At 56.1% G+C, this 13,233-nt stretch carries 17 protein-coding genes; 1 reads left to right on the top strand and 16 read right to left on the bottom strand.

The window, feature by feature from the left end; genetic code table 11:
- Positions 1-211, bottom strand: a 211-nt coding sequence (locus GXX34_00215; protein ID HHW05948.1) for a YbjQ family protein, incomplete at its 3' end; no start/stop codon positions are given.
- Between the two features lie 4 nt (positions 212-215).
- Positions 216-686, bottom strand: a complete 471-nt coding sequence (locus GXX34_00210; GenBank protein ID HHW05947.1) for a DUF523 domain-containing protein — start codon at positions 684-686, stop codon at positions 216-218.
- Positions 687-847: 161 nt separating this feature from the next.
- Here GXX34_00210 and GXX34_00205 point away from each other — a divergent pair, with 161 nt between their 5' ends.
- A complete protein-coding gene (locus tag GXX34_00205) occupies positions 848-1,282 on the top strand; it encodes a MarR family transcriptional regulator (GenBank protein ID HHW05946.1) in 435 nt (144 codons plus the stop codon).
- A gap of 177 nt (positions 1,283-1,459) precedes the next feature.
- Here the strand turns inward: GXX34_00205 and GXX34_00200 are convergent, their stop codons facing one another.
- From GXX34_00200 to GXX34_00135, 14 genes are all read right to left on the bottom strand, one after another.
- Entirely contained in the window at positions 1,460-1,987 is a 528-nt protein-coding gene (locus GXX34_00200; protein HHW05945.1) for a hypothetical protein, read from the bottom strand.
- A 26-nt stretch (positions 1,988-2,013) separates the two neighbouring features.
- Positions 2,014-3,339 (bottom strand): replicative DNA helicase, encoded by a 1,326-nt coding sequence (dnaB, locus tag GXX34_00195; GenBank protein HHW05944.1) that lies wholly within the window; start codon positions 3,337-3,339, stop codon positions 2,014-2,016.
- A gap of 23 nt (positions 3,340-3,362) precedes the next feature.
- On the bottom strand, positions 3,363-5,291 hold the full coding sequence (lonC, locus tag GXX34_00190; GenBank protein HHW05943.1) for an ATP-dependent protease, Lon family: 1,929 nt from the start codon (positions 5,289-5,291) through the stop codon (positions 3,363-3,365).
- A 16-nt stretch (positions 5,292-5,307) separates the two neighbouring features.
- The gene (locus GXX34_00185) at positions 5,308-5,754 is read right to left on the bottom strand and encodes a 50S ribosomal protein L9 (protein ID HHW05942.1); all 447 of its coding nucleotides are present in this window, start codon (positions 5,752-5,754) and stop codon (positions 5,308-5,310) included.
- A 4-nt stretch (positions 5,755-5,758) separates the two neighbouring features.
- Positions 5,759-6,736: a YybS family protein gene (locus GXX34_00180; protein ID HHW05941.1), complete on the bottom strand. Its 978-nt coding sequence runs from the start codon at positions 6,734-6,736 to the stop codon at positions 5,759-5,761.
- Positions 6,737-6,951: 215 nt separating this feature from the next.
- Positions 6,952-7,179 carry a 30S ribosomal protein S18 gene (locus GXX34_00175; GenBank protein ID HHW05940.1) on the bottom strand — a complete coding sequence of 76 codons (228 nt, stop codon included), beginning with the start codon at positions 7,177-7,179 and terminating at the stop codon, positions 6,952-6,954.
- A 26-nt stretch (positions 7,180-7,205) separates the two neighbouring features.
- A complete protein-coding gene (locus GXX34_00170) occupies positions 7,206-7,637 on the bottom strand; it encodes a single-stranded DNA-binding protein (protein HHW05939.1) in 432 nt (143 codons plus the stop codon).
- Positions 7,638-7,668: 31 nt separating this feature from the next.
- Positions 7,669-8,046, bottom strand: a complete 378-nt coding sequence (locus GXX34_00165) for a 30S ribosomal protein S6 (protein HHW05938.1) — start codon at positions 8,044-8,046, stop codon at positions 7,669-7,671.
- A 113-nt stretch (positions 8,047-8,159) separates the two neighbouring features.
- Positions 8,160-8,348, bottom strand: a complete 189-nt coding sequence (locus GXX34_00160) for a DUF951 domain-containing protein (protein HHW05937.1) — start codon at positions 8,346-8,348, stop codon at positions 8,160-8,162.
- Positions 8,349-8,383: 35 nt separating this feature from the next.
- Positions 8,384-9,268 carry a HEAT repeat domain-containing protein gene (locus GXX34_00155; GenBank protein HHW05936.1) on the bottom strand — a complete coding sequence of 295 codons (885 nt, stop codon included), beginning with the start codon at positions 9,266-9,268 and terminating at the stop codon, positions 8,384-8,386.
- 65 nt (positions 9,269-9,333) lie between these two features.
- Positions 9,334-9,921: a sulfurtransferase-like selenium metabolism protein YedF gene (gene yedF, locus GXX34_00150; protein HHW05935.1), complete on the bottom strand. Its 588-nt coding sequence runs from the start codon at positions 9,919-9,921 to the stop codon at positions 9,334-9,336.
- A 3-nt stretch (positions 9,922-9,924) separates the two neighbouring features.
- The gene (gene selD, locus GXX34_00145) at positions 9,925-10,968 is read right to left on the bottom strand and encodes a selenide, water dikinase SelD (GenBank protein ID HHW05934.1); all 1,044 of its coding nucleotides are present in this window, start codon (positions 10,966-10,968) and stop codon (positions 9,925-9,927) included.
- Between the two features lie 18 nt (positions 10,969-10,986).
- Positions 10,987-12,402, bottom strand: coding sequence for an aminopeptidase (locus GXX34_00140; protein ID HHW05933.1), 1,416 nt, complete (start codon positions 12,400-12,402; stop codon positions 10,987-10,989).
- A gap of 96 nt (positions 12,403-12,498) precedes the next feature.
- The gene (locus GXX34_00135; protein ID HHW05932.1) at positions 12,499-13,215 is read right to left on the bottom strand and encodes a hypothetical protein; all 717 of its coding nucleotides are present in this window, start codon (positions 13,213-13,215) and stop codon (positions 12,499-12,501) included.
- Positions 13,216-13,233: the final 18 nt, after the last annotated feature.

The raw sequence follows: 13,233 nt of genomic DNA, 5'->3' as shown, positions 1-13,233 counted from the left end.
TTCTCGCTTCCTCCGCCATCTCCCTCAAAGCCGTTTCCCGGGCCTGGAACAATTTCTTCTCATAAGCGCGGGAACGGCCGCCGATCACGTCGGTGATGCTGGCGAACAAATCCCGTACCAGATTCGCCCCCAGGATGGTTTCCCCGGCCACAATACCCAGGTAATCCTTGATTTTCCTTCCTTCCACTTGCGAAGTGGTGGTCAATAACATCTGGCTACCCTCCCTTTTTCTCCAGCAATAATGCCAAGTCCTCTTCCGACCAGATCTCCAATCCTTCCCGGCGCAGCAGGGCCGCTGTCACCCCTTGACCGGCTTTCCGGCATCCCTGAAAAGTCCCGTCATAGATCCGGCGGCTGCCGCAGGAAGGGCTGCCCTCTTTCAGCACGGCGCCTGAGGCACCCAAGAGACGGGCCACCCGCAAAGTCTCCCTCGCCCCGCGCAAGAAGGCCCCCGTCACATCGCGGCCATCCCCCGTCAGGACTCTTCCCCGCCCCGCCAGTACATCCTCACCGGATCCGCCCCGGATCTCAGCCGGCACCCGGGGCGTGGGCAGTCCCCCCAACTGTTCCGGACAAACCAGCTGTACCGGTGTCAGGGCCAGCAGTTCCCTGCATAACGGGGTGAAATTATCTTCTCCGTTATACTTGCATTTTACCCCAGCCAGGCAGGCACTGACAATGAGCAAAATCCCACTCCTTTCCATATCATTATCCTAAATCCGAGGTCAGCAATTTGCAAGCACTAATTTCCTTGACAGGTGCCCGCATCCGGATTTATACTTAACATGAATTAAGTTTATTTTTGTTGATAAAACCCGAAAAGAAAGGACCAACGCCAGCTATGGACATGGAAAATGCTTATCTAACTGCGGCCCGCCGGTTGGATTTTGCAGCCAGCGAAATCACCCACCGCCTCAAAGCGCTGCTGTCCACCCAGGAAGAGGAACTCACCGGCATTCAGTTTTTTACATTAAGACTGCTGTCCCGGGAAGGACAGTTGAAGGTGACGGACATCGCCGCCTGTTTAGGGGTCACCTTGAGCGCCATTACCGGGTTAATCAACCGGCTCTACAAATTAGGACTGGTGACCCGGGAGCAGGACGAGGCGGACCGGCGGATTGTCTGGATCAAGCTTACCCAGAAAGGGCAGGATTTAATTAATGAACTGGATGAAAAAAGAGCCCAGATGCTGGCTCAACTGCTGCAGGACTTGCCCCCGGAAGAGTTCCACAGGTTAGAGAAGCTCCTTCATTATATCTATGAAAGGCTGTCTAAACAATAATGCCGCACGGTACCAAAAGGGCAACGGGTGTTAGACGGGAAGCGCATGGGGAAAGTGCCGGGCCATGACCCCCGGGCTCATGTGCTTGCCGCGTAACGCCGGTTGCCCTTGTTGTCGCGCCCAAAAAATTCGCCTGGATAGCTTTCCCGGCGTCTATATGTATGCCACTGGCTCTGTTTACTTGCCCCGGTCGAAATAAATGCTCTTGCCGGTGGCGCTGATGGGAATGCCCACCACCAGTTCTCCCTCGATCAGACCCAGCCTTTTGGCGGCCACGCCCACGCGGTACATGATCCGGTTATCGGCATTGAAGATGCCGGCGGTCTTGGCCGCGGAACCGAGGGCAATGCCCAGATCCATGATGCGCCAGGCGCAAATAGGGCCGTCGAACTCGGGCCCTGGGCGCAGGGCGGGCAGGTCGCTGCACTTGTCGTAGCCGCAGGCGCCGCAGTTTAAGCCCATGGTCTTGGCCTCTTTCAAGGAGACCAGGAGCATCGCATCGGACTGGCGGACGTTCTCCCCGTCCCGGTCCCAGTTCTTTTTCCCCGTTTCCCGGCCGTAGGCCACACACTCATCAGCTAATGCCTGCAGCTGTTCCCCGGTCACCACTTTGGTCTCGATGAAATCCTTGCCGCCTGCCTTAGGGGCGGTGCGGGCTGAGAGGGCCATGAATTTAGCCACCAATTCCATAACATCCTTTTCCATGCAAAAGCCTCCCTTCAAGCATTTTATTATTCTTTAGCCAGGTCCAGGAACCTGGTATACTCCGCCGCAAAGGCCAGCTCCACCGAACCGGTGGGCCCGTGGCGGTGCTTAGCGATGATGATCTCCGCAATCCCCCGCATGGCACTGTCCGGATCGTAATAATCGGGCCGGTGGATGAAGAGCACCACATCGGCATCCTGTTCCAGAGAACCGGATTCCCGCAGGTGGCTGAGGGCAGGGCGCTTGCTGGGGGACTGCTCCACGGCCCGGCTGAGCTGGGACAGGGCCAAAACCGGCACATCCAGCTCCCGGGCCAGGGATTTTAAAGAACGAGATATTTCGGATATTTCCTGCTGCCGGTTTTCCACGCGCCGGTGGGACTGCATGAGCTGGAGATAGTCTACAATGACCAGTCCCAGGTCCTTTTCCACCTTGAGCCGCCGGCTCTTGGCCCGCATCTCCATGACGGTGATGCCGGGGGTGTCATCGATGTAAATGGGTGCCTCCGCCAGCTTGGCGGCCGCCAGAGTGACCCTTTGCCAGTCTTCCGGGGTCAGGAAACCGGAGCGGAGTTTACTCTGGTCCACCATGGCCTCGGCGGATAGTAATCGCTGGGTCAGCTGGTCTTTGGACATTTCCAGGCTGAAAATAGCCACGGGTATGTTGGACTTCATGGCGGCTTTTTGCGCAATGTTCAAGCAGAAAGCCGTTTTACCCATGCCGGGCCGGGCGGCGCAGATGATCAAATCGCTCTTGTGCAGCCCGGACAGGTAACGGTCCAGGGCCTCAAAGGTGGGAATCCCGGTGACGCCGGTCTTGTGCTTGGCCAGCATGTCCAACTGGTCAATCACTTCCAAAATGATGGGCTTCACATGGGTAAAGCCGTCAAACCGCCGGCGCTCGGATACCTGCAGGATCAGCTTTTCCGCTTCGTCCAAAAGAGCGGCCGCTTCCTCGCCGGCTTCGTAACACTGCTGGATGACGGAAGTGCAGGCGGAGATGAGTGATCGCAGCAGGGATTTCTCCGCCACAATCTGGGCATAGTACCGGGCATTGGCTGCCGTGGGCACCATGCTGGCCAGCAAGGCGAGATACGATGCCCCGCCCACCTTTTCCAGTAAACCCTGGCTTTTCAATTCTTCCGCCAGGGTAATCAGGTCCACCGGCTCCTGCTTGGCATAAAGGGACAAAATAGCTTCAAAAATATAGCGGTGGCTGTCCCGGTAAAAATCCTGGGCGGACAAAAGATCCGTTACTTCGTCGATGGCTTCCTTCGCCAGGAGCATCGACCCTAACACCGACTGCTCCGCTTCCAGGTTTTGCGGGGGAACCCGGTCCAAGGGTATACTCATAGGCATCATTCCTTCGCAGTTCCTCAGCTAATCTGTCGCGTCTCCTGCCCTCCGTCGCCGGCGATGACTTCCCGGAAGGCTTCTTCAATCCGGCTGACGGCTTTCACTTCAATGCCTTCTAAATCCAACGGCACGTCTTTTTCATTATCCTTGGGGACCAGTACCTTTTTCATCCCCGCCTGCTTGGCGCCGTAAATTTTTTCCACAATACCGCCGACGGGTTTGATCTTGCCTTGAATGGAGAGCTCCCCGGTGACGGCCACATCCTGGGCCAGGGGAGTACCGGAGATGGCGCTTAGAATGGTCAAGCAGATGGCTACCCCGGCTGAAGGCCCGTCAATGTTACCGCCGCCCACCACGTTAATGTGCAGGTCATAGTCTTCCAATTCTTCCCCCAGCATCTTCCGCACCACGGAGGCGGCGTTGAACACGGAATCCCTGGCCATGCTGCCGGCGGTTTCATTAAAGCGCAGCTTGCCTTTCCCCTTTTCCCGGGCCGGCAGGGCCACGGCTTCGATTTCAATGACGCTGCCGACAAACCCTGACACGCCCAGGCCGAAAAGGCGGCCCACTTCCGGCTGGCTGCTCCGGTAGACGGTATGGGGATGGAGCCGGGCCATCTGCACCACTTGATAGACGTGCTCTTTGGTGATCTTGAGGGGCCCCCTGCCTTTCTTCGCCCGCTTCTGGTACAAGGCAAGACCGTAGGCATCCGCCAGGATGTTATTGGCCTTGCGGCCTTCGATGGTATAACTGCTGATAATTTGGGGCACTTCCTTGTCCATTCTCACCTGGAGCTTGGCCGCGGCCTGCTTGACAATGGCCTGGATGTCCTGGGGGGTTAACGGCTCAAAGAAGATTTCCGCACAGCGGGACCTCAAGGCCGGATTCAAGTATTCAGGTTCCCGGGTGGTTGCACCGATGAGCACAAAATCCGCCGGAACCCCTTCTTCAAAGATTTTCCGGATATAACGGGGCACGTTTTCATCTTCCGGATCGTAGTAAGAGGATTCAAAGTAAACCCTTTTGTCTTCCAGGACTTTTAAGAGCTTGTTCAGCAATAAGGGGTCCATCTCCCCGATTTCATCAATAAAGAGAATACCGCCATGGGCCTCGGACACCAGCCCCAGCTTCGGTTCCGGCACGCCGGTATCGGCCAGGTCCCTCTTGGCCCCCTGGTAAATGGGATCATGGACGGAGCCCAGCAAGGGATTGGTAATATCCCGCGGGTCCCAGCGTAAGGTGGTCCCGTCTACTTCCACAAAAGGAGCCCTAGCGTCAAAGGGGGCTCCGGGCATGGATTTTACCGCTTCCAGGGCCAGGCGGGCCGCCGTGGTTTTCCCAACGCCCGGCGGACCGTAAAGGATCATGTGCTGGGGGTAGGGGGAAAGCAGTTTTGAGACCAGGGCGGTCACCGCCTGCTTTTGCCCCACGATATCCGCCAGGGAACTGGGGCGCAGGACCTCCGTCAACTGCCGGGAGAGCTGGATGTTATCCATCACTTCCAGCAAGGCCAGTTTCTTGAGGGTCTGGGCGTTTTCCACCCCCCCGGTCTCCCGCAGGACCTGCATTTTGACTTCCCGGAAGTACTCTTCATGTTTTTCCTGCATTTTCTCCGCAATGAGCCTCTCCAGCCTGTCCTCTAAAGCCCGGTGGGCCACCACGTCGGCAATGGCCGCTTCCAACTCGGCCAGGACCTCCGGGATCTCAGCTTCATCCGGCAGCCGGTCTAACGTCGGATCTTCAAATACGAGTTTTTGCAAACCCAGGACCCGTTCGGCCAGTTGGCCGGAACGGATGAGCTCCAGGGCCTCCAATTTATTGGCTTTCAAGACAACCCGCTCGGCACCGTAAATATCGCACAAGATGTCATAGAAAGCGGCCACTTGTTTTTCCAGCTTGATGCTGCCGGCCAAAAGGTTGTCCTGGTGGTTGTAAACCGATTTATTCACTTAGAAAACTCCTCTCTTACGCGCCCACCACCCGCACGATCATCTCAGCCGTTACCTGGGGGTGTATTTTGACTTTGACGGGATACTCCCCTAAGGATTTAATCGCATCCTTTAATTCGATTTTGCGGCGATCGATGTCCACTTGAAACTGGGCGGCGATGGCTTCAGCCACCTCCTTATTGGTAACGGAGCCAAAGAGACGGCCTTTATCCCCGGCTTTGCTGGTGATCTGAACGGCCTGCCCGTTCAGCTTGGCCGCAAGTTTCTTCGCCTGTTCCAACTGTTCTTTTTCCCGGGCCAATTGTCTTTCCTTGATGGCGTTTAGCTCCTTCAGGCTCCCGGCGGTGGCTTCCTTGGCCAGTCCTTTGGGTAACAGGTAGTTCCTGGCATATCCCTCTGCCACATCCACCACGTCACCTTTTTGCCCCAATTTCTTGACATCGGAAAGCAAGATTACTTTCATCTTATCACTCCCTTTTTTGCGTTCCAAACGACAATTTCCGGTAATTAAACAGGGGATCAAAAGCACCGAGAATAATTAGAAAAATCACGGTCACAGGCAGATTGATGACCAGCAGGGCCAACCCGATAGCTTTCACGGCCGGGTTTAAATTCCATTTGTAATAGTAATAGGTGACCACCGCCAGCCCGTTGACCAGGAGTAAAGGCAAGTAGATGTAGACAATATTCTGCCCCATGAGCAATACCGGTTTAAAGCCTAAGTAATCGCCGGCCAGCAACAAAGCCAGTCCCAGGATCAGCCCCCAGGCGGTATACCAGGGTACCTGCCAGTAGCGAAACGCCGGCAGCGGCCGGACCTGGTAACCCAATCGCTTCAACGTTAACCTGGCCAAAAGATAGGTGAGACCGGCGGCACTGAGGGAGCTGATAAACATCATCCCGGGAATCAGCGACATGGCGAGCCCCATGGCTTGCCTGACCTGGCGGGCCACTTCCTCCTCGCTGGTACCCTGCTGCAGCAAGGGATCTAACAGACCGTACTGCCGGTACAGTTCCATGGTTTCATCCACCATGCGCTCCAATTCGGCGGTATCAAGGAGCGGCCCTCCCATCACCGCAAAGGACACCACCAGGAGCACCGCCGTCCCCAACACCGTCACCACACCACCGCTTAAAACCGTTAGCCCGGGGGACCACTGTTGCCGGAAAGCATAACCTAGGATTAAAGCAGTGAAACCTCCTCGCAAACCTAAAGACAAGGCCCCCACCGGCCCGGCGGTCATACCGATAATGGCCAGGGCGACGGTCAATGCCATGATCCCCGTATTCAATTCGAACCGGAGGATGAGGACGATAATCGGGATAGTCCACAAAGCCCCGGCTAGGACGCCGAGGACGGGAAGATAAAGAGCAGCCAGCCCCAGGATGGCAGCCATGGCTGCCAAGATGGCTCCCTGGGCTAGGGCGTTTGCTTGCCTGGTCAATAAATCACCTCTTTTTGCCGGGTCTAGGTTTCTCATGATTCTTCGCTTTCAGCCTGGTGATTCCTGCATGGTAAGGTAAAAGGGAGCATGACGCTCCCTTACCAACTGCTCCTTTGGCGCCGGGTGCAAATCGCCGGCCTAAAAACGAAGCCCCGGGATTAACACCGCACACCCTTTTGTTCTAATGTGAAGGGAGCTTGAAACTCCCTTCCGGATTATTCAACCGTAAACGGCAACAAGGCGATATTCCGTGCTCTCTTGATGGCGGTGGTCAGCATCCGCTGGTGATGAGCACAGTTGCCGGTTACCCGGCGGGGCAGGATCTTGCCCCGCTCCGTGATATACCGCCGTAAGCGCTGGGTGTCTTTATAATCAATCACCGCAATTTTATCCACGCAGAAACTGCACACGCGCTTGCGGGAACGTTTTCGTTCGCGACGCACAAAAGTCCCTCCTTACACCCGATTTTTTACAGAGGAAAGTCATCTCCCGATAGATCGATACCTGAGCCGCTGAAAGGATCTCCAAAGTCGTCAAAACTGCCGCCTCCACCCAGATCGGAGGGAGCCTGGCCGCGATCTTTAGGCCAATCCAGGAAGCGAACGGTTTCCGCCACTACTTCGGCGGTTTGGCGCCTCACGCCGTTTGGGTCATCGTAACTCCTGACCTGCAGGCGCCCGTCCACGGCCACCAGCCGTCCTTTCCCGAGGTTTTGGGCACAGACTTCCGCCAGTTTACGCCAGGTGATGACCCGGATAAAATCCGCTTCCCGCTCTCCTTGTTGGTTGGTATAAGGACGGTCCACTGCCAAGGTAAAATTGGCTACGGCGACACCGCCGGTGGTGTAACGAAGCTCGGGGTCTCGCGTCAGCCTGCCAATCAGAATAACCCGGTTCAGCAAAACCAACACCATCCTTGTATATTGATCTCAATTATTCTTCCGCGGCCACAGTTTGTTCCTCTTCGGCTGCAGGTTCCCCTTGCTCTACCGGTGCCTCCTCTTCTTCCCCAGCTAAGAGCGCATCATCTTCGAGGCGAACAACCAGCTGGCGGATCACTTCATCGGTGATCTTCATCACCCGCTCGACTTCCTGGGCTACCCGGGCTTCGGCTTTGAACTGCATCAGGATGTAGATGCCCTCACGCAGCTTTTTCACCTCGTAGGCCAACCTGCGTTTGCCCCAGATGTCCAGCTTGGTCACTTCGCCGCCGTTCTGGGCCACAATGTCGGCAAATTTCTTCGCCACCGCTTGCTGTTCCTCTTCGCTGAGTTCAGGTCTGACAATGTAGAGGGCTTCGTAATTGCGCATTTCCTTCACCTCCCTTCGGACTAACGGCCCCCTAAGGGGCAGGGCTGGATGGCAATGAAACAATCGCCATTTGTTGATTATACCATACCGCAAAAACAGGACGCAAGGGGAGGCTAAAGTTCTACTTTCTTGATAACGGCTTTCACGCCTCTTTCAAATTTCCGCCGGGGTAGGAGGACCTGCCGGCCGCAGCCTAAACACTTGATGCGGAAGTCCATCCCCACCCGGGTGATCTCCCATTGATCACTGCCGCAGGGGTGAGACTTGCGCATCTGGACAATGTCGCCAATATTGAAGGACAATGTACCTCACCTGCCTGTGCTGTCTCGTTCAGTCGCTAGTTTAATTGTTTCAACGCCTTCTCGGCGGTTTCCTTCACCCGCCAGTCGGGATCCGACAGGAGCTCCTCCAAAGTGGCCGCCATCTCATGGATCTTTAAGTTCCCCACCGCCAGGGCCGCATGGACTCTCACTTCCCAAGCCTCGTCCCGGAGGGCTTGTTGAAGGCTGTCCGTGACTCCCATCACCGGGCCGTTGACCTGTGCCAAGGCGCGGGCGCTCTTGGCCCGGATGGCCGGATCTTCATCCTCCACTCCTACAATGAAGTAGGGCACTGCCCGCACGTCCCCCAACTCCCCTAAGATTTCGATGATATAGCCTTTGGCCGCCGGTGCCGCCGCCGGCAGCTTTTCCAAAAGCGGCATCACGCTTTCTTTCCCTTTGGCCAGAATGATTTCCGCCACCCGGGCAGGGGGCCAGCGCTCCGGTGCCGCCAAAGCTTCAATCAAAGTTTCAATTAACCCCGGCACTCGTAACTCCTTCAAGGCCGCCGTGGCGGCAAAGCAGATCCGGTCGTTGCGGGAGGCCAGGGCGCTCATGAGAGGCCAGATGGATTTCTTGCCTCCAATCAGGCCCAGAATCTCAATGGCGCGAATCCTCTTCTCCACATCCGGGTCCTCCAGGTCAGTCAGGAAATATGCCTCCCAACCGTAAGCATGCACAGCTTCTTTTAGTTTTTGCCGGGTTTCCTCGTCCAAAGCCGGCCACAGGGCCACCACCCGGGGTGCCAGCACCGCCGGATCATGAATTGGTACCAGCTGCAGCAGTTCTTCGCCGTTCTGGGGATTCGGGAGCTGCCGTTGGGGTGCTTTTGTTTTTTCTCGCCAAAAGACTGCCAGTATCACCAGGCACAGGATGCCCAGGCCAACCACCTGCCACCACACGCTACACACCTCCTGGATGCCTACCAAATATACGGGCTCTCGGGTTCAGTCGCCAAGCACCTTTGTTACGGCAGAGTCACTACCCGGGGATAAAGGGTGAGCTGTTCCAAAATGGTATACATGTTGCTTACGGAACCGGCACACAGCTTCTCCTTCAAGCCGTAGTAGTCAAGGCAGGTACCGCAGGCGAGGATCTGCACGCCTTTTTTCTCTAAATCGATCAAGTGCTGCAGGACGGGAGAGTTTTCACAGGCCAGTTTAACCCCACTGTTGACGAGGATGACCTGCGCCGGCAGCTTGTCCGCCTCAGCCAGGGTGTAGAAGAAGCTCCTGGTCAGGATGCCGCCTAATTCGTCGCTGCCCCGGCCTAAGAATTCACTGCCGACGAAAATGATGTAATCCCGCTCCACGGTGACTTGGGGCTCAAGGCCGGTAAACTGTGGTTTATGAATCCTGATGTAATAATCGCTGGCCCGTTGTTCTACCTCGGCTTCCAAGTTTTGACTCTTAACAAAACGAAGGATGTTGTCCCTGGCTGTTTCGTTATCCACAATCGTCACTAATTCCTCCCCGTCAAATTCTTCCAAGGCTTTTTTGGTGTGAATGAGCGGCTGCGGGCAAGCCAAGCCGCGCGCATCGACTATCTTTTCCATGTTCTACCACCCTCTCACTAGAATTTTGCCCGGATGCTTGTCCGTCACATATCCAATCACTTGTGCCGCCGCGACACCTCGTTCATGCAAGGCGGCTACTAATGCTTGTGCTTTCTCCGATGATACCGCCAACAGTAATCCCCCTGAAGTTTGGGGATCCGCCAGGATATCCATGGCAATGTCGGAGATGCCTTTTTCCCGTTCGACGGCGTCGTGCAGGTACTTGAGATTGCGACGTGCACCCCCGGGCACCAGTCCCCAGGAAGCGTAGTCTTTGGTTCCCGCCATCAGCGGCACTTGCGGCCAGATGATTTCAAAACCTATTTCCGGCGTCATCATCTCATAGAGATGCCCCAAAAGGCCGAAGCCGGTCACATCGGTACAGGCATGGACCCCGACTTGGGCGGCTGCTTCCGCTGCCGCATTATTCAAGGTGGTCATGAAGCGTACGGCTTCTTCCACGGACTCCCGGCCGGCCATTTCCCCTTTGATGGCCGTGCTGATGATCCCGGTCCCCAGGGGTTTGGTCAAAACCAGGCTGTCCCCCGGTTTCCCGCCCCGGTTGGTCCATATCTTCTCGGGATGTACAATCCCCGTCACCGATAAACCGTATTTCGGTTCCTGGTCCTCAATGGTATGGCCTCCCACCAGCAGCGTCTTTGCTTCTTTAAGCTTGTCGGCACCTCCCCGGAAAATATCCCTCAATATGCCCAGGTCCATGGTGCTCACCGGAAAAGCGGCGATGTTCATTGCGGTAAGGGGCTTACCCCCCATGGCATAAACATCGCTTAAGGCGTTCGCCGCCGCGATCTGCCCGAACAAATACGGGTCATCCACCATGGGCGTGAAGAAGTCCACGGTCTGCACCAGGGCCAGTTCATCGGTGAGCCGGTAGACACCGGCATCATCCATCGTGGCCCCGCTGACCAAAAGGCGCGGGTCTTCCACAGTGGTGATGGTGCCAAGTACGTCTCTTAAGGTCCCCGGACCTACCTTTGCCGCTCACCCGGAGGCCTTGGCGCATTGTGTTAAACGTATGTCCGCCATGATGTGTTCTCTCCTTTGCTAGTTCTGTAAGAAGACCTGATAGGCCCTAAAAGTCATGTAAATGTCACCCTTACTGGCAATTTCAAATGGTGAGTGAATGCTTAATAAGGCCGGGCCGCAATCAATGACGTCCATCCCGGTCTGGGCCAGGAACTGGGCGATGGTACCCCCGCCACCCTGATCCACCTTGCCAAGTTCGCCGGTTTGCCAGATGATCCCGTGCTCGTTAAACAACCTGCGCAAGCTGTAGACGGTTTCTGCATGGGCATCATTGGTATCGTATTTGCCCCCGGCACCGCTGTACTTCAGAAGCACCACTCCATGCCCCAGCACCGGTGCGTTGTACTTGTCCAGGACATTGGGCCAGCTGGGATCCAGGGCCGCCACCGTATCCCCGGACACCGCCAGGGACCGGTCGAAGACCTGCCACACATCTTTGACTGTCTTGTCGCCCGTTAATTCCCCCAAACGGGCGACAAAGTATTCCAAGAGCCTGGACTGGGCCCCGGTATTGCCGGTGCTGCCGATTTCCTCCTTGTCGACAAAGAGGGCCAGGGCGGTATAACGGGGCTTTTGCACTTGCAGGATAGCCTTAAAAGCTGTAAAAGCACAAGCCCGGTCATCCTGCCCATAGCCGCCGACCAGGCTCCTGTCCAATCCCACGTCCCTGGCTTTCCCGGCCGGCACCAGTTCCAGCTCGGCGCTGACCAGGTCCTCCTCCACCAGGCCGTACCGTTCATGCAGGTGCTGCAGCACCGCCAGCTTGACTTTTTCCTGCACCTCCTCGTCCGCATAGGGCAGGCTACCCACCAGGACGTTGAGATCCTCGCCTTGAATGCCTTCTTTCATTTTTTTCTCCATCTGGTCCTTGGCCAAATGGGGCAGCAAATCGGTTACCGTAAAAACAGGATCCTCCTCAGCTTCGCCCAGCACCAGTTCCAAGGCCTCCCCGCCGGCTTTCATGACCAGGCCGTGCAAGGCCAGGGGCAGAGCCGGCCACTGGTATTTCTTGATCCCGCCGTAATAATGGGTTTTAAAAAGAGCCAGCCCGTCACTCTCATAAAGAGGCTGGGGCTTTAAATCTAAACGAGGGGCATCAATGTGAGCACCGACTAAACGAAGGCCTTCTTTGAGGGGTCTTTCCCCGGCGACGCCTAAAAGCAGCACCTTGCTCCGGTAGGTGAGGTAAAAGCGCTGGCCGGGTTTTAAATGCTTGAGCTCGTCCAAGGGACGGAAACCCTCCGCTTCGGCCCGGCTCACCATGAACCGGACGGCTTCCCGCTCCGTCTTCACCTGGGAAAGGTACTCTTTATATTCTTCTCCTAACTCCAGCGCCGCTTCCCGTTCTGCCCGGGATAAATGCTCCCACACGTTCTTTTTCTTATACCTGAGCCGCCCTTCCAGGGCTTGGCCACCGGTGAGTTTCTTCTCCAAAGCTGCTTCCTCCCATCATCTTGCTGCTGCCACAAACTGCAGCAAACCTTCATCCACTACCATATTTTACTATCATCAGCCAGGAAAATCAAACCATTAATAACTAATTATGGCCCCTAAAAACAGGCCGTAAGCTTCCAGGAAACGAGGATACAAGTAAGAACCTTTGGCCAAGTCCGCTAAAAATCCCTCTTCCCCATGAGCAGGCACGAAAACCAGCGGCGCCGTGATACCGATGACCAGCATGGTAACCCCCAAAGCCAGGATCAAGGTCAGGGTCATGCCCAGCAGCCGGTTTAATTGACCAATCAACGTACCCTGCAGTAAATGATTAACGAGGAAGACAAAAAACTTGATGCATAATCCACCGCCAATCACCAGGAGCAAGAAGCTTACCCCATGAAGCAGCAGGTCCGCACTCTGCCGGGCCAGTTCGTTTAACACGGCCGTCACGGAAGCGGAACCGGTTGCCATCAATTCCGGCGCCCGTTCCATCACTTTAAATTTCAGAAGAGGGGGAAGGTGCATTTTATCCAGCACTTCCGGCAGCTTTTGGGCGGAGATCCTGCCCATGTCGCTTTCCGCCAGGATGCCGGCAGGGGGGAAGAAAGTCGTGAGTTTCCCGGCCAACCGGCTTTGCAGCCCCAATCCTTGACCTAAAAAGCCTGCCAGGGGTTTGGCAAAGTAGAAAGCCGCGATCAGGGTTATTATCTTACCGGCCCATCCGACCATGAGAGAAATGAAGCCGCGGGTATAACCGGCTAGAGAGCAAAACAGAAAGACTAGGCCCAGCAAAAGGTCCAGGTAGTTCATGGAACTTCTCCCGTTTCC

Source organism: Clostridia bacterium, from assembly GCA_012840125.1.
GTDB lineage: Bacteria > Bacillota > DULZ01 > DULZ01 > DULZ01 > DULZ01.
Note: the sequence above shows the minus strand (reverse complement) of the source record. Positions and strands in the feature narration are given on the sequence as shown.